The following is a 19,479-nucleotide window of genomic DNA, read 5'->3' as shown; positions in this document are numbered from 1 at the left end:
ATGGAAGCTAAAAACGAATTTGCCGATCAACAACAAATGTTCGGTCATCCCAAGGGACTTTTCTATTTGTTTTTTGCCGAACTCTGGGAGCGTTTTAGCTTCTATGGCATGAGGGCGTTGTTGACGCTTTACATGGTTCAAGTAATCTTTGAGGCTCTCGCGGAACGTGACTATGCTACAGCGGCTGTTTATGCTTCATATGGTTCTTTGGTGTATGCTTCGACGGTAATCGGAGGCCAGATTTCAGATAAGATTTTAGGAATGCGTAATTCCATTTTCTTGGGTGGAATCTTAATGGCGATAGGCCATTTTGTATTGGCCATTGAAAACAATATAGCTTTCTTTTTGGCACTCGCCTTTATCATTGTCGGGAATGGGTTCTTTAAGCCAAATATTTCCACTTTCGTCGGGACCCTTTATCCATATGGCGACCCTAAAAAGGATTCTGGTTTTACCATTTTCTATATGGGAATCAATATCGGTGGCTGGGTGGCCCCATTATTATGTGGTTGGCTGGCTTATGAATACGGATGGCATTATGGTTTTGGACTTGCCGGTATCGGCATGCTAACAGGCCTTTTGTTCTTTTGGAGCGGGATTAGAAAAAATGTCTTTGGGGATAGAGGGTTACCTCCTAATGAACAGGTCATGGATAAAAAAGTATTAGGCATACGACAAGGTACGCTAGTACCGTTGTTGGCAGTTCTATCCGCTCCGCTAATTGCATTTTTACTTTCATCTTACAAGGCATTGGGCGATGAAGGAAGTTTTTTTGAAGACCAAAACATAGTCAACATAATTTTCAAATTGATTGGTATTTCTATACTTATTTATTTGGGGAGTATTATGGTCAAGGCGACGGTCGACGAACGTAAAAAACTCATCGTTGCTGTCTTGATTACATTTTTCATGACTATTTTTTGGGGCTTTCATGAGCTTTCGGGAAGCGTTATTACCCTTTTCGCGGCCCGAAACGTTGAATTGACTTTAATGTCTGCGGCACAGACCAATTCACTAAACTCCATGTTCATTATTATTTTGGCCATTCCTATATCAATGATGTGGACATACCTGAGCAAGAATGGAAAAAATCCAAGAACACCCTATAAATTCGGTTTGGGATTGTTGTTCGCAGGCATTAGTTTTTACGTTTTATCTATCAGTGGTGCGAGTGCCAATGAAAATGGCTTGGTGCCATTCGCATATCTATTGTTGATGTATTTCTTGCTTTCTGTGGGCGAACTCTTTATGTCACCTGTCGGTCTTTCAAAAATCACCGATCTTTCGCCCAAACGGATCGTCGCCTTTATGATGGGGGTTTGGTTTTTGTCATCTGCTTTTGCCTTTCAAGTTGTCGGGTTTATCGGGAAACAATTGGCCATAGAAAGCACGGATAAGAATATTGGGGGTTTTGAAACCCTAGCGGTGTATACCGATGGATTCATGTTGATTGCCAAATACTCTATCGGTGCGGGTATATTGGTGCTTTTGGCCTCTCCTCTGATTAAGAAATTGATGGGTAACGTGCATTAATTATTGAATTCAAAATAATACGCTCCCTTTTCACCTGTATAGTGAAAAGGGAGTTTTCTTTTGGTACAGGTTTTCTGCCATCTTTGAATATAGCTTTTGTAATTGCTGCCATCTGCAATAATCTTTTTGGGTTTTATGGAATCGATAAGTCGTTCCAGATTAATTTTTGGGGATTCGGTCAGTAACACGTGTGCCGGATTTAGTCTGCCTTTCGGATATATTCCCATACGATCGATAATAAGAAGTTTTTCGTTTCCAATGCTATAACTGTTCTTCAAATCGTGATTTTCGATGTAAGCAATCCGTTCGGCTATTTTATAATCGTTAGCCAATCGTTCGGTACGTTGTTTTGCATTGCTATTGACAACAAGATTACGCCCCGATTGATGCAACAAAATCGAATTCCGGTTTTGATGGGCCACAATAAGGTGCTCTTCTGCTTGGGTTCGGAAAGTCGAGTATAACATCCACGATTGAAAAAGAAGGATTCCGAATAATAAAGACGCTGTTCTTTTAAAGGTAGGTTTTGTAAAGACCAAAATCAGACTGAATAGAATCAAGTAGGCCAAAAATAATTGAACCCTGTCAAAGGGAATATTCTGAAAAACAAAAGCTTCCTGTTGCGCGACCCAGCCTATCACATCGTTCATCAATTCGATTACAAAATTATATCCTCTGGCAAGAAACTCCGGAAGTAAATTGGCCAGGGCGAGTAGAATGACCAAAACACCCATCCCCAAAATCAATCCTAAAACCGGAATAATCAATAGGTTCGAAATAAAAAACAGCCCCGGAAATTGATGAAAGTAAAAGAGACTGATGGGCAGCACACCCAACTGGGCCGCAATGCTGACCGATAAAAGTTGCCAGAAATAGCGAACGATCTTATTCTTGGGGAACCATAATTTCTGTAAAAGGGGATATATCCATACGATGGCGAACACTGCGGCATAGCTCATCTGAAATCCCACCTGAAACAACAACTTCGGATCGAATAGCAAAAGAATAAAGAACATCGACAAGGCCAGAATATTGAATGTATTGCTCGGTCGATTTAAGTAGAGCGCATAGGCGACAAAAGAGAACATAGTTACAGCCCTAATTATCGAGGCGAACAAGCCGGCCAATATTGCAAAGCCCCACAAAAGAACGACGATTACGATGAGTTTTATGGTTTTTCCCTTGGGAAGAGATTCCAGGGGTCGAAGTAAAAATTGTAAGAGCAACAACAATATTCCGATATGAAGTCCTGAAACGGCCAAAATATGAACTGCTCCTGCATTTTTATAGTTGTTATAGGTCGTTTCTGAAATGTCATGCCGTTGTCCCAAGAGCAAGGCTTGAATGATGCCCAATTCTTCCTCTCCGAAGTTTGTCTTTTTAAGTTGGTTGATTATTCTGTTTCTAAGGGATGCTGCAATTCCGAAAACAGTTTTAGAAGCATTTTCCTGAACTGCGAAATGCTCTTTTTGTACCCGTAATTGATGTGTTATCCCCAAACTTTCCAAGTACTCTTTATAATCGAATTGATGCGGATTCAAAGGGGCGTTTATTTCTTGAGCTTGAGCATAAATTAATAATTCGTCATCGACCATTAGATGTCCGCCCACACTATCGACGGGAAGGTTCAAAAGCATTTTACCGGAACTTTTTTTACCATTCAATGTTCGAACCAAGGCTACGTAACGATTTGAGTATTCCGTAGGTTTCATGACCTCTCTAACCTTTAATCTCCAAACATTTCGTTTTCCAAGGTTTTGGTGAGAGTAGTGTGAAGCATAGTTTGCCGATTGAGATAGTGAAACGGAAAAAATACCAATGTTGAACGTTGCAATAACTACCAGTACACCAAATAAAATAGATTTTTTACTATCTATATTGAAGTACATTATCGCCAATGATCCAATGGAAAGAATTGTCAGAATTACGGAAGGATATATGCCAATTTTATAATAATGACCCAAAAGTATTCCCACTACTAAGCAAAAGGTAAGCTTAATGGGTATAAATTTAAGAAGTTGCATTGGGTTCGGCTTATCCCCTAAAATAGGCAAAAACTATAGAACTCTGGTGGCTTTTACAAAAGCATAGTTCCAATAACCCTCACGTAACGAAGATACGATGACACCTCTCGAAGTCGAGGCGTGAATGAATTTTATTTCGTCTCCTTCTACCGCTACGACCATACCGACATGATTGATTCGTTTTTTGCGTTTGCTCGTCCTAAAAAAAGTAGATCGCCTTTTTCAACATTATTGACCCTGATTTGACGGCCTTCTTCCGCCATTTGATATGAAACCCTAGGTAGTTGTATGTCATGTTCACCGAACGAAACATATAAAAGACCTGAACAGTCCATACCTTTTTTGGTAGTACCGCCAAATTTATATCGAACACCCGAATAGGTAAGAGCGGTACTTATGATATTGTCCGCTTTGGATGATGCTCTACTTGTTTTCTTTTTCTCCTCAGAAATATTGCCGGTTGACCCAATCTTTTTAGTGGCATCAACAGAAACCTTTCTTTCTTTGCCATAAGTCGTTCTTTTTTTGACCGTACCACAGCTGAGAAAAAAAATTAAGGGAATATAGTATAAAAACTTTCGCATTGACTAGAGCGTAATTTGAATGCTTAGACCTCAAAATTACATAAATATTTAAAATTGTTTTTTTCAAGGCCGTATCGCTACTGAATACCATCGATGATGAGGCAGGCGGTTTTTTCACTAGCTCCAGGGCCTCCTAATTTCTGGGCCAATTCGGAGTATGCGTCTAATTGCGCTCTACGATTTGGCCCCTCAAGAATTTTGGAAAGCTCTTTTTTAGATTTTTTGTGGTTAGTTCATCCTGAAGTAATTCTTTCACCACCTCTTTGCCCATAATGAGGTTCACCAGTGAGATATAATCGAGCGTTATGATACGTTTCGCAATTTGGTACGATATCCAATTGGCGCGATAGCAGACTACTTGCGGTACTCTGTAGAGTGCCGTCTCTAAAGTCGCGGTGCCACTGGTAACCAATGCGGCATGGGCACAACTCAACAGATCATACGTTTTGTTGGATACAAAACCTACATTCGGATTGTCTAAAAACGGAGTATAGAAATCGCGCTCCAAACTTGGCGCACCTGCAATTACGAACTCATATTCGGGAAAATCACCAAATATCGAAAGCATCACATGCAGCATCTTTTCTACTTCCTGTTTCCGGCTGCCAGGTAGAAGTGCGATGATGGGCTTCTCGGAATCAAGGTAATTTTCTGACTGGAAAATTTCCGTATCAATTTCGGGTCTGTCTTCTATGGCGTCGATTAAAGGATGGCCCACAAAATGTACCGGAAAACCATGCTTCTTTTCATAAAATTCTTTTTCAAAAGGAAGTATGACGTACATAGCGTCGATATCTCTTTTGATATTTTTGATGCGACCTTCACGGGAGGCCCATATCTGCGGAGAGATATAGTAGTTCGTTTTAAAATTGTGTTCCTTGGCCCATTTTGCGATGCGAAGGTTAAAACCCGAATAGTCGATAAAAATAATAACGTCAGGATCGAATTGGAAAATATCTTCTTTGCACAACTTAATATTCCTTGAAATAGTGGTTATATTTTGCAACACTTCAAGAAACCCCATAAAGGCCATTTCTTTATAGTGTTTTGCCAAAATGCCACCGGCCTTTTCCATCAGATCACCACCCCAGCAACGTATGTCAGCACCTTCATCTTTGGCTTTTAGGGCCTTGATGAGGTTCGATCCGTGAAGATCGCCCGAAGCTTCGCCGGCGATAATGTAATATTTCATTTCAAGTTCAAGTTCAAGTTCAAATAATGGATTTTAAATTTACTTTTTGTTCTTGATTATTGTCGCGATTATTTTTACAAGCTGTTCTACTTCGTCAAGTAGGATCGTACACTTCGACGGGTCGCCATAATCGAGTTTTTTAGTATTTTCAAATTGACCCTTGATTCTTTCAGTTCCTTTGAGGAAATGGTGGATTTGTTTATATAGTCCCTATCTGAATTTGTGCCTTGTGCTTCCCCGAAATTTAAGGCAGAACTACCACCTGATCTCAGCAATTGATTGGAATAATAGATTCCAATTGGATCGTTCGGTAAGCCGGTGCAAAACAAGGCGGCACTTGCGGCAAAATCCACTAGTCTATCTTCTAAATCAAACTTCTTGTCCATAATGGATTCTTTTGTGCTTGTGCTTGTACTTGTACTTGCGCTTGAACTTTAAAATACCTTATAGTATAAAATGATTAAAGCCGTTAGTAATGTAGCGACTAAAACTCCTCTCGCCCGCTCATCTCGCCTGATTCTTAGAAATCCAAAAAAGCGACCAGATTCAGAATTGCCCCTAGGGCCAATAGACTGCCTACATGACCTTGGGTTACCGCTGCATCAAAGGTTTCGACAATTCCAAAATCGGAAAATAGCAATATGTATAACAGTGTTCCGATAGTATTGGCGATAATGCCCACGGCGAAGCCAATTACCAATTCTTTTTTATTCATGTAACTTCCAGTTGTTTAAACTTTGAATGGCATGATGGGCCGTGAGATCGAATTGTGTCGGAACTACGGATACATAACCGTTGGCCAATGCCCATTCATCGGTATCCTCTCCTCGGTCAAGTAATTCGAATTCCCCGGTCAGCCAATAATAGTCCTTTCCCATAGGGTTGGTCCTATGGTCGAATTTTTCTTTCCAGTTAGCGCGTGCCTGTCGACAGATCTTAATTCCTTTTAGTTCCTCTTTTCCCAACTTGGGAATATTCACATTGAGTACTACTCCTTTGGGTATGCCATTATCAAGTGCTTCCTTGACTATTTTTTTGATGGCTGTCTCGGCAGGTCGAAAATCGGCTTCCCAAGAATAATCACAAAGCGAAAAACCGATTGCGGGAATACCTTCGATACCTGATTCGATCGCAGCGCTCATCGTACCTGAATAAATAACGTTTATCGATGAATTGGAACCATGGTTGATTCCGCTTACACAAATATCCGGTCTTCTTTTCAAAAGCACCTGAAGTCCTAATTTCACACAATCCGCAGGTGTGCCGCTACAGCTATATTCTTCTTTGGCACCATTCTCTAAATCGACCTTCATTTTTTTCGAATACAGGGCATTATCAAGCGTAATGGCGTGTCCCATACCTGATTGCGGACTATCGGGCGCCACAACTACTACATCGCCTAAGGCCGCCATATAGCGTATTAAAGCCCTTAACCCAGGTGCTGTTATTCCGTCATCATTGGTAACAAGAATCAAGGGTTTCGACATCTGGTATACTTTAAAGCCCAAAAATACGTTTAAAAAAAGATATCGCCCGTGCCGCGATTAACAAAAAATTAATGCTTTACCCCTATAACTGGCATGGTTTTTTCAGTATCTTAGGGAAATAAACCATATTGGGCGCTCCATTTGAAATCATGAATGTGAATAGCGAATTTTTACTAAAAAAATTAAGGAATGAAAAGGAATCTGGCCTATGCATTAGTCGTAATGCTTATTGCGGTAGCATCATGCAGTTTTACCAACAAATCTTTTGAGAATGACGACAAGGACAAGTTGTTGTTAGATCTAATTACCTACGTACTTGAAAAAGGGCACTACGAGCCCAAAGACATCAACGATGATTTTTCGGTGAATGTTTTCGAAGACTTTATAGATATCATAGATCCTACCAAGCGCTATTTCTTGGATAGTGATATCAAAGAATTCGAACAATATAAATATCAAATAGACGATCAGATAAAGAACACAGACATTACCTTCTTTAATCTGGTACACGAGCGGTTGGTCGAGCGAATGGGCGATGCCAAGGCAATCTATAAAGAAGTACTTCAAAAACCATTCGACTATGCACTGAACGAATCGATAGATATTGATTACGATAAGGTGCCGTTCGCATCTTCAAAAGAAGATTTGAAAGAACGATGGAGAAAACAATTGAAGTATGCGACTTTGGGCAATTATGACTCAAAGCTGACATTGGCCAAGCCCGATTCAAAAATTAGCGTTGCGGTCGAAGGCGAAGAAATTAAAATTGAAGAATCAGAGGTTGAAGGTTTGCAGGCGGATGAAATGCCGGAAGAACCGTTGACTCCTGAAGAAGCCGAAAAGGAGGCTCGAGAATATACCGAAAAAACCTTGGACGAGTTTTTTGATTTCGTCGATGACCTACAGCGCAAAGATTGGTTCGAACAGTACATCAATACTATCGTAGACGAATTTGATCCCCATACGTTTTATTTTGGCCCAGAAGATAAAGAGAAGTTCGATATGAACATGTCGGGCAAGTTTGAAGGAATAGGAGCTCGGTTAACGAAAAAGGCCGATGGAGCGAGAATCGTCGAGATTATTTCTGGTGGTCCCGTATGGCGAGATCAACGATTGGAAGTAGGAGACGAGATTATCAAGGTAGGTCAGAAAGGTGAGGAACCCATTGATATCGTAGGTATGCGGTTGGATGATGCTATCAAGTTTATCAAAGGCCCAGAAGGCACCGTGGTGAACCTTACAGTAAGAAAGGTCGACGGTTCAATAGAAAGAATTTCCTTGACCAGGGATGTGGTCGAATTGGAAGAATCATATGCCAAATCAGCGAATATTATCAAAGGAGACCAAAAGTTCGGTCTTATAAATTTACCTAAATTCTATGTTGATTTTGAAGATTATTCTGAGCGAAATTGTGCTACCGATGTGGCCAAAGAAATTGAAAGGTTAAAGCAGGCCGGTGCAGAGGGGTTGATTTTAGACCTGCGCGACAATGGTGGTGGATCTTTGAAAACCGTCGTAGAAATGGCAGGATTGTTCATCAAAGATGGTCCTGTGGTTCAGGTTCGTTCCAATGGCCAGAAAAAAGATGTCTATGATGATAAGGATGAACGAATTCAATGGGATGGTCCCTTGGTTATTCTTGTAAACGAGCTATCGGCTTCGGCCTCCGAAATTTTGGCTGCTGCCATGCAAGACTATAAAAGGGCGATTGTAATCGGAAGCAAGCAAACTTTTGGGAAGGGAACCGTACAGAACGTGATTCCTTTGGATAATATCGTGAGAAGCAATGAGCACGGAGATTTGGGCGCTATCAAATTGACTACACAGAAGTTCTATCGTATCAATGGTGGTTCCACACAATTGGAGGGTGTAAAAAGTGATGTTGTGGTACCGGACCGATATAGTTATATCGACCTTGGGGAACGAGATCAAGAAAATCCGTTGAAATGGGACGAAATAGAACCCGCGAATTACGAGCCTTGGGATGGTTATATCGATTACGAACAGACCATCGCGAACAGTAAGAAACGCATGGCGACAAACGCGCAGATCAAATTGATCGAAGAAAATGCCCAATGGTTAAAACAAGAACAAGACGAAACCGAGATTTCGTTGAACTACGAGGTATACAAGAACGAGGACAAAAAGGATAAGGAAAAGTCGAAGTATTTCAAGACACTTTCAGACTACGATTCAAAGTTGACTTTCAGGTCTTTAAAATATGAGGAAGCATTGTTCACCAAAGATTCCGTTTTAAGGAAAAAAGAAATCGATGGCACCAAAATCTGGCCAAAGACGTTTATGTCGAGGAGGCTGTCAACGTGTTACAAGACCTTAAAATGAACAATATCAAGAATGGTAAATTGGCCAGTGTGAAAGGTTAATCATTAAAGATTAAGAATATAAAAATGCCTTGCAAATTATTTGCAAGGCATTTTTGTTACTGGAAAGTACTATGATTTGGTCTTCATCCTATTAGTTCATTGCGGAAAAGATCAATCTATTATGGTACTTTGAAATGAAGTAATAGTGGCTTATTTCGTGTAGTTCACTTTGCAGGTAGTACAAACATGAGTGTCTTTGTTTATGGCGATACCATCGATATGCTTCACGACAAATTCTTTGATCCAATTATTATATCTGTCCGATTCGGGAATAATAGTATTGGCTTTTAGGTGTTTGTAGAATTCACCTTCCCATTCTTGTTTGCCCCAGCAGTTCGGGCATACACCTTCAGGAGCGGATTCGGTCGGACGGTTCTCTGCTTTTGCCTTAAAAAAAGCTTCACATTCTCTACTAGACTCATATCAAATAGGGGTAAAGGATTTTATATTATTTCGGTATCAATAATGACTTCACTTTGTAATGTTCTATGCACCGGGCATTTCGAAGCGATTTCTTTCAAACGGGTTTTTTGCTTTTCGTCCAAATTACCGACAAATTTCAGCTTCTTGTCAATATGGTCCAAATATCCAGGTTTTTCAATATCTAATTCGAGTTCATCGGAATGTTTTTTTGAATGGGATAGATATACGAATACTTCCTGCAAGTCCCATTTTTTTCGTTCAGCGTATAGTTTCAAGGTCATCGCCGTACAAGCTGCGAGACCGGCATTGAGATATTCATAAGGCGAAGGGCCGAAATCGTCCCCATCAACAGACTTTGGTTCGTCTGCGGTCATCGTATGTTTTTTAGTCTGTATTTGGGTCGTGAAATTATCTTCCAAGAGATTTAAGTGTCCGACCAGCTGTTCCCCATGGGTATCCAGCATTTCATTATCCTGTTCCGGAAAGTAACGTTGAACCCAAGCCCCGATAACATTGCCGACATATCTACTATCGAGAACATCAGTAAGTAGATGATCCGCTTGGTTTAGGCTTATAAAGCTTTTGGATGTTTGGCACTATGATAAAGGCGTTGCGCGTTGTCGATACCCACGATAGTATCAATGGGGGAATGTAAAATTAAAATCGGTTTTCGCAGGTTCTCGGTAATCAAGGGAAGGTTTGTCTTGTCGAAATCTTCCACAAATTCTTTATTGATCTTGAAAGGCCTCCCCCAATATTTACTTCGATATCTCCCTTGGATTCGATTTCTTCCAATTGATGCGAAAAGTGTTGGGTAACATGATCCACAGTGGCCGGCGCACCGATGGTCGCCACCGCTTTGATATTTTCAAGTTTGGAAGCCGCTACAATTACGGCGGCACCGCCAAGAGAATGGCCGACAAGAAATGACGGAACGATATAGTGCTCTTGCAAGTAGTTGTTTACCGCCAAAATGTCATCTACATTACCCGAAAAATGGCTTTCAGCAAATTCGCCCTCACTTTTTCCAAGTCCTGTGAAATCAAAGCGGACCACTCCAAAACCGAATGATGTCAGTGCCCGCGTAATATTCTTCACCGCATTTAAGGTACTGTTACATGAAAAACAATGGGCGAAAATTGCAAATTTATCAGGATTTTGATTTGCGGGCAGTTCCAAGTAGGCCTGAAGTTTGTGTCCTTTTTGATTTATTATCTGAAGTTTGCTGTTTTTCATTTTTATGGATTTAATGCTACGGCATCTTGTCGTCTTATCTTATTTGCATCAATTCGATTAGAAAATCTTTGCAATAGCAGCTGAATTTTAGGTTCGATATAATTTTGACAAAACGGTTTTTGCGGATTGTTAAAATAGTAGTTGGCGAACTGCTTTTCGGAGGATTTGAAATCTACAAGAGGAAGCACTTCAGTTATGATCTTGTGCTCAAATCCTTCTTGAAGCTCATTTATAATTTTTTCAACGTCAAGAGCTTGATCTTTTGAAAAGGTATAGACAGCGGAACGATATTTTGAGCGCATGCCATGCTCAGAAGTACTGCTGTGCGTGTGAAGATGAATTTCGATGATAGCTGCCAAACCAATGACCTCTTTATCAAAATGAACGATAACGGCTTCCGAGAAACTAGTGTTCGAACCACTTGAAGAAATAAACCCTTGCTCAACCTTCGAGACTCCTTTTAGAGATTGGTATACCGCTTCCGTACACCAATGACAACCTCCTCCCACAGCAATTTTGTGCAACTTAGATTTTGTACTTTGCATTATTTGGTAGATTTATATCCTTTCAAAAAATCGATTACTTTTTCTTCGGGCATTTCACAAGGCTTTAAACTTTCTGCGGTTTCGGTAAGATAATAGTTCAAGCTGATAAAATCGTTTCCACCCAATTCTTCGGCAAACAGTTTGATGCTTTTTCCCGAATTAAAATCGGTTCGGGTAACACCATATTTTTTGTTCCGGTATAGTACCTTCGAATATCCTATCGGTAAAATTCGAATCTTTTCTAAAAGCATTTTCAAGCGATAAAGTATTGAGGAGCGCACATCTCGCTCCTCAATATCTATAGTAAAGTAATATGCACTAAGACATCTTAGACAGGAATATCCAAGAGCATATCGGCATGCATCTTTCGAAGTTTGGCCAATTTGGGCGTAATTACCGCACTGCAATACCCTTGTGAGGTATTGTTACGATAATAGTCTTGATGGTAGTCCTCGGCCTCATAAAAAGTTTCCAATGGACTTACCTCGGTAACAATAGGACTGTCATAATATTCGCCAACTTCTTTTATTACGGTTTCGGCCGTTTCTTTTTGTGCTTCATTGTGATAATAAATGACGGATCGATATTGCGACCCCACATCTGCCCCTTGACGGTTCATTGTAGTCGGATCGTGGCTTGTCATAAATACAACAAGCAAGTCTTTATAGGAAATAATGCTAGGGTCGAACGTAACTTGAACCACTTCCGCATGACCGGTCAGGCCTGAACAGACTTCTCGGTAGGTAGGTCTGCCCGGCGCTTTACCTCCGGTATAACCTGATACTACTTTTTCGACTCCTTTCAGTTGTTGCAAGACCGCTTCGACACACCAAAAGCAGCCTCCTCCAACAGTGGCGATTTCTAAATTTTTGTTATTCATTGTTTATCCTTTCTTTCTGAAGTTGCATAGATTCTGAATTGATACAATACCGAAGTCCGCTAGGTTCTGGCCCGTCGGGAAATACATGTCCCAAATGTGCATCACAAGTGTTGCACATGACCTCTACCCGCACCATTCCAAATGCCGTATCTTTTTCATATTTGATGGCGTTCTCTTTTATAGGTTGGGTGAAGCTGGGCCAACCCGTGCCCGACTCGAATTTTATGGTCGAATCGAACAAAGGGGTGTCGCAACAGATACAATTGTGTTTTCCGGCTTCGTTAATGCCACAGAGTGCTCCGCTGTGCGGAGCTTCGGTTCCTTTTTTACGGGTAATCCTGAATTGTTCAGGGGTCAAGATCTCGTGCCATTCGGCTTCTGTTTTTTCTACCCTACGGTCGGGTTCAGGGTTTCCGTTGACACTAAAGTGAATGACATCTTTCCATGTAAGCATAGTTTGTTCCTTTCTTTTTAAAAGATAATGTTCAAATAAAAAATCCTCCTTTACAATTTAGAAAAGTAAAAGGAGAAATACATGATATTGGTCGTAAGAAGTTACCTGAACTTACAAAATCTATCCCTGAACGGAATTTATTTGCTATAAATTTGTGCCATGTTAAGAAGCAGAAGAAATCGAACTATTTATACCGCTTTATTGTTGTTAAGTGTTATCGGATTTTGGCTTTTCGAGAATTTTTACACGCCCGGCACCTATTCGGTCGGAGTCTCGGAAGCGGATAGAGCCACAATTCCTGATATATTTTTGCCAAGTTCGACCACGGGAACCGTTGTAGATCATCAACATTTTAAATTGTCTTATAATGAACCTTTCGAACAGGCCGAATGGGTTGCCTATATACTCAAACGAGAGCATCTGACCTATGACGACAGAAAACGCCCTTATTTTATAGAAGACCCAAAGGTGCCGACGAAATCTGCCGATTGGCGCAATTACAAAGGTTCGGGATATGATCGTGGCCATCTATGCCCGGCGGGAGACCGAAGATTTTCAGAGCAGGCCTATAATGAGACTTTTTATACCAGCAATATAAGTCCGCAAGACAAAGATTTCAACGCCGGAGTTTGGAACCGTTTGGAAATGCAAGTGCGACAATGGGCCAAAAAGCATAACGAACTTTTTGTGGTGACTGGCGGGGTTTTAGAAAATGGGTTGGAAGAAATAGGACAAGAAGACGTAGACGTGCCTAGATTTTACTACAAAATCGTGGCCCGGGAAAATTCGGGTAATTTAAAAATAACTGCTTTTTTATTGGAAGGAAAGGAAAGTACCAAGGCCCTCTCCGAATTTGTTGTGTCCGTCGATGAAATCGAAAGACGCACTGGAATCGACTTTTTTGAAAAGCTACCGGATGACGTAGAGGCCGATTTGGAAAGCAAAGTAAATGTAGATGGTTGGGACTACTAAATCTAATCTCTAATTCAAAACTTCGTTCCTCCTAAATTCTTTAGAACCCTTCCTTTAACCTATTGGAATCTAGCCTCAAAAAAATAAAAAGGAGTGCGGTAAACCCCAGCATACTTGAGCCGCCGTAGCTGAAATAGGGTAGCGGAATACCGATTGTGGGCAGTATACCGATGACCATACCTATATTGATAAAATAGTGTATCAGCAAAATAGAGATTACACCATAGCCAAACATTCTTGCAAAATCGGTTTTTTGACGTTCGGCGAGATACACCAAACGTAACAATAAAAAAGTAAAAAGAAGCACAACCGTCGTTGTACCGAGAAAGCCCCATTCCTCTCCTATGGTCGTAAATATATAATCCGAATGTTGTTCTGGTACAAAATCTCCTTTGGTGCGCGTACCTTCCAAGAAACCTTTTCCGAAGAACCCTCCCGATTCAATGGCCTTTTCCGATTGATAGGTATTGTAACCGATTGTTTTCCGGATTTTCTCGAGCTTGTCAGGGTCTTTTTCTAGTCGTAGCCAGAGACTGAACCGGTCTCGGTGGCGTTGTTCGAATACATTGTTAAATACAAAATTGACCGACAACGAGAAAAGAACAGTTATTATGGCCACACTCACAATCGGTAAAATACCGACTTTGAAGGTTTTCTTTTTTAAGAAAAGAAAAAGCACCAAAAGCAATACCAAACCTATGCTTACCCATACGGTACCATACATCAATGTGGTTACAAATACTAGAATGGCCAAAAGGACGATACCCAGATAATATATGGGCAAACCTTCCCTAAATATTACAAATACAAGGGCGAAGAACACCAGTGCACTACCAGGGTCAGGCTGCGGGATAATTAAAATGGCCGGTATCAGCACAATTAAAAAAGCGTAAAGTTGATCTTTGCCACGCTTGATATCGGTTTGAATATCACTAAGATACTTGGCCAAGGCAAGGGCGGTTGCCGTTTTTGCAAGTTCCGAAGGTTGAAGGTTGAAAAAACCCAAGTCGTACCAAGAAGTGGCCCCGGCAATCGTTTTACCGAAGACGAACAGGCCTAAAAGCAATACGAGGGAGATGATGTAGAATACGCTGGAGAAGCGTTCATAAAAGTTCGCCTCAAGGGCCAATATAATTATAATAGAAACGAAACTAGCGCCGATAAAGAATAGTTGTTTACCGTGCAAGGTGCTAAAATCGAATAAAGAGACATCAGATTCAGTAAAGGTGCTCGAATAGATACTTACCCAACCAATGGCCACTAAGGCGACATAAAAAAAATGGATAGCCAATCCAGGCGTTTCAGAATGCTTTTACCTGACATACTCGTTCTTCTTTAGCGCTCTACCGTATCTAAAGCGGTATCAACCGTTTCGGGTTTTTTGGCATGTTGGCTCCAATCATATTCGTTTATCTTGAACGGTTGTCCGCTATAGGGTTTTGCATATTCCGATTCCAATGTTCTTTCGAGCATGCGTTTTTCGAGATCTTTTCTTGTGATTTCCCCTTTAAGATATTTCTCGATCATCAAAGAAGCAATATGCCCGGCGTATCTGGCACCATAATATCCATTTTGAATGTATACGGCAATGGCGATTTTTGGATTATCGACCGGGGCAAAAGCTACGAAAACCGAGTTGTCGGTCAATTGTGTCTTGACACTATCGATTTTAATAAAATTTTCAACGGTACCTGTTTTGCCTGCAATCTCAATATCGGGAATCTGTATATATTGAGCGGTTCCTTTTCGATATACATCGGCCATGCCTTGAACTACTGGCTCAAAGTGTCTTTTATCAATAGTGGTTTGTTTGGGCTCCACGAAATCGGGAATACTAATTTCTTTTCCATCGATTTTTTTGAGGATATGTGGGGTAAAAAAATGCCCTCGATTGGCAATCGCAGCGGTCATATTGGCCAATTGTAATGGAGTAACGTTGACCTCTCCTTGTCCAATAGCGTTTGAATATGTGGTAGTGGCCGACCATCTCTTGTCTCCTATACCATACCATTTGTTATAAAGATCTGTGCTCGGAACACTACCTGGCCTTCCGGTGTGTAAATCGGATCCCAAATACCCGCCCAAACCAAAACTTCGCACATGTTTTTCCCAAGCATCCATCGCCTCACTATTCGATGGAAATTGTTCAAAAATCTTTTTATAAGTACCCACGAAATAGGCATTACACGATTTATAGATACCGTCATTCAATCTTCTCGTACCTCCACCGCAATGACAACCTTTTTTATTCCTTCCTATATAAAAGCCATGATAGCAAGTAAATGTGGTAGAAGGGGTGATTGCACCTTCTTGCAATGCGATTAAGGCGTTAATGGCCTTGAATGGCGAACCTGGGCTTTTTTCAAAGGAAATAGATCGATCAAACGTAGGTTTCGAAATAGAGTCGTAATGTAATTTACTATAGTTCGCGGATCTTTTTCTTCCCACTAAAAGCGACGGGTCATACGTTGGCCCTGATATCATAGATAAGATTTCACCTGAAGAAGGTTCGATGGCTACGACACCGCCCCATTTACCATGCATCAATCGTTCTCCATATTCTTGCAATGCCTTATCGATAGTAATATTGATTTCAATACCTTGTTCTGGCAAGGTGTCCCAAGTACCATCCTTAAACGGACCGATATCTCTGTTAAATCGATCTTTCTGAATATACTGTACTCCTTTACGCCCTCTCAAAATATCTTCGTACACTTTTTCGACACCCGTACCCCCGGTCAACTCACCTTGAACATAGTAGGGGTTTTTAGCTAGATCACGTTCGTTGACCTCTCTGATATACCCTAAAACATTGGCGGCACTATTGGTATCATAGTAACGTAGCGAACGCTTTTGAATATAAAAGCCTTCATAATGACGCATTTTTTCCTGTAAACGGGCGTAATCTTCTTTAGAGAGTTGATGTACAAGTACAGAAGGTAGCCTTGGAGAATATATTCGTGCCTTTCGCAAAATCTCTACGAACCTATCTTTTTCCAGTCCTAATAAACCGCAAAATTCTAGAGTATCCAGAGGTTTTACCTCGCGCGGAATTACCATAACATCGTAAGCAGGTTGATTACCGACCAGCAACTCACCGTCGCGGTCATAGATATAACCTCGCTCCGGGTAATCATAAATCGCCTTTATCGCAGGATCTTCAAGAACCTGATCAGGCGAAAAACTAAATATCTGCAAATAAGAAAGCCTACCGATAAAGGTTATACCGATAATAATGATAATGGACGAGAGTAGAATTTTTTTCATTCCTTTCTTGTGCTAAAAAGTGAACCGAACAATAGGCATAGTACCAAGGTGGCCAAACCTATGGAAACGACTTTTTTCAAAATTAGCAGTATGTTCGCCAAACTGAAAATCTCCAAGGTAAAGAACACCAAGTGGTGCACTATTATTAATAACGCTAAAAAAGTAAATTGTTGTACCCTTGTGGCATTACCTAGCTTAAAACTTTGAAACTCATAATTGACCCCAAATACGAATCGCATGATAGCGGGTCGAAAATATGCTATTGTTGCCGTAGAAGCTGCATGAATCGCCAGAGTATCCGAAAAAAAATCGATGGCAATACCCAATAAAAAACTTAGGCCGATAAATGCGGCCCTGTTCTCTTTGATAGGATACCAATACAAGAACATGATGTAGACCATAGGGTTGATGAACCCGAAGAAATTCAATCTATTGAACACCAATACCTGAACCAGCACCAGTAGTGCAAAACGAACGATATTAATAAAATAGTTATTACTAATCATTGTTTTGGGTCTCCGTTTCGAGTTCGATTATTTCGGCTCTATCATTGTTGTTGACAATATAGATATGTTTTAGGTTCGTCATATCGTTAAAAAGCGCTACGTCTATAGTATACAGACTCTGCGAGTTATTCAAGTCAAATTTTAGAATCGTTCCTATGGGGATGTTTTCGGGGAAAATACTACTCATTCCGCCGGTCACAATGGTATCACCTACGGTCAGATTCGCCATACGCGGAATATCGGTCAATTGTACAACGTTGTAGTTCTTGGTATCCCAGACCAATGAGCCGAACTGATTCGAGTTCTTGATTTTTGCATTGATGTTGGAATTCTCGTTCAGAATACTTTGAACCGTAGCGAAGTTACCTGACGTATTTTCGACAATTCCCAAAATACCTTTATCGGTAATGACTCCCATGTCGGGTTTTACGCTGTCACTCCGACCTTTGTTTATGGTTATGTAATTTCTTGGATTGGCGTAGCTATTCTTAATGATCTTACCCGTTGTTATGGTATAGGTACGCTGAATAGAATCGAGCTGTAAAGTATCAGGAAGCTTAAAATTAAAAAGCTGGTCGCGTAACCTATGATTTTCTTCGACCAATTTTTTGTTTTTTTCAGCAAGGTCGAAATACGAAAAGAAATTATTAGAGGTTTCATAAATATTGCCAGAAATCCAATTACTTGAATTAAAAAACCGAGATTGATGATATGAATGCGATTGTATGGTAAAGCCAAGGGAGACCATCAACAAGAAGATATATAGAAGAAAATTCTTATATCGAATGATAAAGTTGATAATCTGCTGCATGCACTATTCAGTTTTGTGGAACCCTTTTCGAATTTGTGCTCGGTAAACGATTTTGATTGGGGTCGATTTTGTCTGCAGTTCTACTTTATTAGGATGCTCTTATACCGCTCCAAGTTTTTCAATGCGATGCCCGTGCCACGAACAACAGCGCGAAGAGGATCCTCGGCAATATAAACGGGCAAATCGGTTTTTTGCGAGAGCCTCCTATCCAAACCTCGTAGCATAGATCCGCCACCGGCCAAGTAGATACCGGTATTATAGATATCGGCTGCAAGCTCTGGAGGTGTTTGAGATAGGGTTTCCATAACGGCATCCTCGACACGTAAAATAGATTTGTCCAAGGCCTTGGCAATTTCACGATACGATATCTGCACTTGTTTGGGTTTACCGGTCAACAGATCCCTGCCTTGAACCGATTTTTCATCCGGGGGCGACTGCAAATCCTCGGTTGCCGAACCAATATCTATTTTAATATTCTCTGCGGTACTTTCACCGACATAGAGGTTATGCTGGGTACGCATATAATAGATTATATCGTTTGTAAAGACGTCGCCTGCAATCTTTACCGATTTGTCACAAACGATACCGCCCAAAGCGATAACTGCAATTTCTGTGGTACCCCCACCGATATCGACGATCATATTTCCTTTTGGCTGCATAATATCAAGACCGATACCGATGGCCGCCGCCATGGGTTCGTGGATCAAATACACTTCTTTTCCGTTTACACGCTCGGCGGATTCCTTAACAGCTCGCATCTCGACCTCCGTAATCCCTGATGGAATACAAATGACCATGCGCAGTGCAGGTGGAAACCATTTTTTCTTTAATGCAGGAATGTTCTTGATGAACATATTTATCATCTTTTCCGAAGCATCAAAATCGGCAATTACCCCATCTTTCAAGGGTCTAATGGTCTTGATGTTTTCGTGGGTCTTGCCCTGCATCATGTTGGCCTCTTTGCCAACGGCAATGATTTTGCCAGTGATGCGATCTCTGGCAACAATGGACGGACTGTCTACAACGACTTTGTCCATATGGATAATGAGGGTGTTCGCTGTACCTAAGTCGATAGCGATTTCCTCGGTCAAGAAATCAAAAAAGCCCATTTTTAATTCGTTTGGTTATGTTACATGTATGCGTGGGGTGCATTTTATCGACAAAAGTAGTAAATTAAGCCG

Annotated in this window: 15 protein-coding genes and 5 pseudogenes; 3 read left to right on the top strand and 17 right to left on the bottom strand. The window is 40.9% G+C overall.

Annotated elements, in window-relative coordinates:
- A complete protein-coding gene (locus N8A86_RS05550) occupies nt 1-1,533 on the top strand; it encodes a peptide MFS transporter (protein ID WP_273568146.1) in 1,533 nt (510 codons plus the stop codon).
- On the opposite strand, the gene N8A86_RS05545 is transcribed toward N8A86_RS05550, so the two are convergent.
- The 6 genes and pseudogenes from N8A86_RS05545 to surE form a co-directional block, all read right to left on the bottom strand.
- The gene (locus tag N8A86_RS05545) at nt 1,530-3,557 is read right to left on the bottom strand and encodes a ComEC/Rec2 family competence protein (protein WP_273568145.1); all 2,028 of its coding nucleotides are present in this window, start codon (nt 3,555-3,557) and stop codon (nt 1,530-1,532) included. The two genes, N8A86_RS05550 and N8A86_RS05545, sit on opposite strands and share 4 nt — an antisense overlap.
- 33 nt (nt 3,558-3,590) lie before the next feature.
- Nucleotides 3,591-3,892 (bottom strand): annotated as a pseudogene (locus N8A86_RS21400) (C40 family peptidase).
- Nucleotides 3,893-4,218: 326 nt separating this feature from the next.
- Nucleotides 4,219-5,333, bottom strand: a pseudogene (gene lpxB / locus N8A86_RS05535) (lipid-A-disaccharide synthase).
- An 86-nt stretch (nt 5,334-5,419) separates the two neighbouring features.
- The gene (locus N8A86_RS05530) at nt 5,420-5,719 is read right to left on the bottom strand and encodes a four helix bundle protein (protein ID WP_273568144.1); all 300 of its coding nucleotides are present in this window, start codon (nt 5,717-5,719) and stop codon (nt 5,420-5,422) included.
- Between the two features lie 48 nt (nt 5,720-5,767).
- Nucleotides 5,768-6,048: pseudogene (locus N8A86_RS05525) on the bottom strand (hypothetical protein).
- Entirely contained in the window at nt 6,041-6,820 is a 780-nt protein-coding gene (gene surE / locus N8A86_RS05520; RefSeq protein ID WP_273568143.1) for a 5'/3'-nucleotidase SurE, read from the bottom strand. The pseudogene N8A86_RS05525 and the gene surE overlap by 8 nt, the downstream one beginning before the upstream one ends.
- Before the next feature lie 189 nt (nt 6,821-7,009).
- Here surE and N8A86_RS05515 point away from each other — a divergent pair.
- A pseudogene (locus N8A86_RS05515) lies at nt 7,010-9,204 on the top strand (carboxy terminal-processing peptidase).
- A gap of 443 nt (nt 9,205-9,647) precedes the next feature.
- Here the strand turns inward: N8A86_RS05515 and N8A86_RS21395 are convergent.
- The 6 genes from N8A86_RS21395 to msrB form a co-directional block, all read right to left on the bottom strand.
- On the bottom strand, nt 9,648-10,091 hold the full coding sequence (locus tag N8A86_RS21395) for an OsmC family protein (protein WP_337251743.1): 444 nt from the start codon (nt 10,089-10,091) through the stop codon (nt 9,648-9,650).
- 223 nt (nt 10,092-10,314) lie between these two features.
- Nucleotides 10,315-10,863, bottom strand: coding sequence for an alpha/beta hydrolase family protein (locus N8A86_RS21390; protein WP_337251742.1), 549 nt, complete (start codon nt 10,861-10,863; stop codon nt 10,315-10,317).
- 2 nt (nt 10,864-10,865) lie between these two features.
- Nucleotides 10,866-11,408, bottom strand: coding sequence for a peptide-methionine (S)-S-oxide reductase (locus N8A86_RS05505; RefSeq protein ID WP_273568142.1), 543 nt, complete (start codon nt 11,406-11,408; stop codon nt 10,866-10,868).
- A complete protein-coding gene (locus tag N8A86_RS05500) occupies nt 11,408-11,659 on the bottom strand; it encodes a peptide methionine sulfoxide reductase (protein ID WP_273569030.1) in 252 nt (83 codons plus the stop codon). The genes N8A86_RS05505 and N8A86_RS05500 overlap by 1 nt, the downstream gene beginning before the upstream one ends.
- Nucleotides 11,660-11,736: 77 nt before the next feature.
- Nucleotides 11,737-12,288, bottom strand: coding sequence for a peptide-methionine (S)-S-oxide reductase MsrA (msrA, locus tag N8A86_RS05495; protein ID WP_273568141.1), 552 nt, complete (start codon nt 12,286-12,288; stop codon nt 11,737-11,739).
- Nucleotides 12,281-12,742 carry a peptide-methionine (R)-S-oxide reductase MsrB gene (gene msrB, locus N8A86_RS05490; RefSeq protein WP_273568140.1) on the bottom strand — a complete coding sequence of 154 codons (462 nt, stop codon included), beginning with the start codon at nt 12,740-12,742 and terminating at the stop codon, nt 12,281-12,283. Before msrB ends, msrA begins: the two co-directional genes overlap by 8 nt.
- Before the next feature lie 159 nt (nt 12,743-12,901).
- Here msrB and N8A86_RS05485 point away from each other — a divergent pair, with 159 nt between their 5' ends.
- Nucleotides 12,902-13,714 carry a DNA/RNA non-specific endonuclease gene (locus N8A86_RS05485; RefSeq protein ID WP_273568139.1) on the top strand — a complete coding sequence of 271 codons (813 nt, stop codon included), beginning with the start codon at nt 12,902-12,904 and terminating at the stop codon, nt 13,712-13,714.
- 40 nt (nt 13,715-13,754) lie between these two features.
- Here N8A86_RS05485 and rodA read toward each other — a convergent pair.
- From rodA to N8A86_RS05460, 5 genes and pseudogenes are all read right to left on the bottom strand, one after another.
- A pseudogene (rodA, locus tag N8A86_RS05480) lies at nt 13,755-15,037 on the bottom strand (rod shape-determining protein RodA).
- Between the two features lie 12 nt (nt 15,038-15,049).
- Complete coding sequence (locus N8A86_RS05475) at nt 15,050-16,981, bottom strand: peptidoglycan D,D-transpeptidase FtsI family protein (protein ID WP_273568138.1); 1,932 nt, start codon at nt 16,979-16,981, stop codon at nt 15,050-15,052.
- Nucleotides 16,978-17,487, bottom strand: a complete 510-nt coding sequence (locus N8A86_RS05470; protein ID WP_273568137.1) for a rod shape-determining protein MreD — start codon at nt 17,485-17,487, stop codon at nt 16,978-16,980. The genes N8A86_RS05475 and N8A86_RS05470 overlap by 4 nt, the downstream gene beginning before the upstream one ends.
- Complete coding sequence (mreC, locus tag N8A86_RS05465; RefSeq protein ID WP_273568136.1) at nt 17,480-18,298, bottom strand: rod shape-determining protein MreC; 819 nt, start codon at nt 18,296-18,298, stop codon at nt 17,480-17,482. The genes N8A86_RS05470 and mreC overlap by 8 nt, the downstream gene beginning before the upstream one ends.
- An 80-nt stretch (nt 18,299-18,378) precedes the next feature.
- The gene (locus tag N8A86_RS05460; protein WP_273568135.1) at nt 18,379-19,407 is read right to left on the bottom strand and encodes a rod shape-determining protein; all 1,029 of its coding nucleotides are present in this window, start codon (nt 19,405-19,407) and stop codon (nt 18,379-18,381) included.
- Nucleotides 19,408-19,479 lie beyond the last annotated feature (72 nt).

The sequence above is a fragment of the Maribacter halichondriae genome, from assembly GCF_027474825.1.
Taxonomy (GTDB): domain Bacteria; phylum Bacteroidota; class Bacteroidia; order Flavobacteriales; family Flavobacteriaceae; genus Meishania; species Meishania halichondriae.
This window is presented reverse-complemented; position numbering and strand designations above follow the sequence as displayed.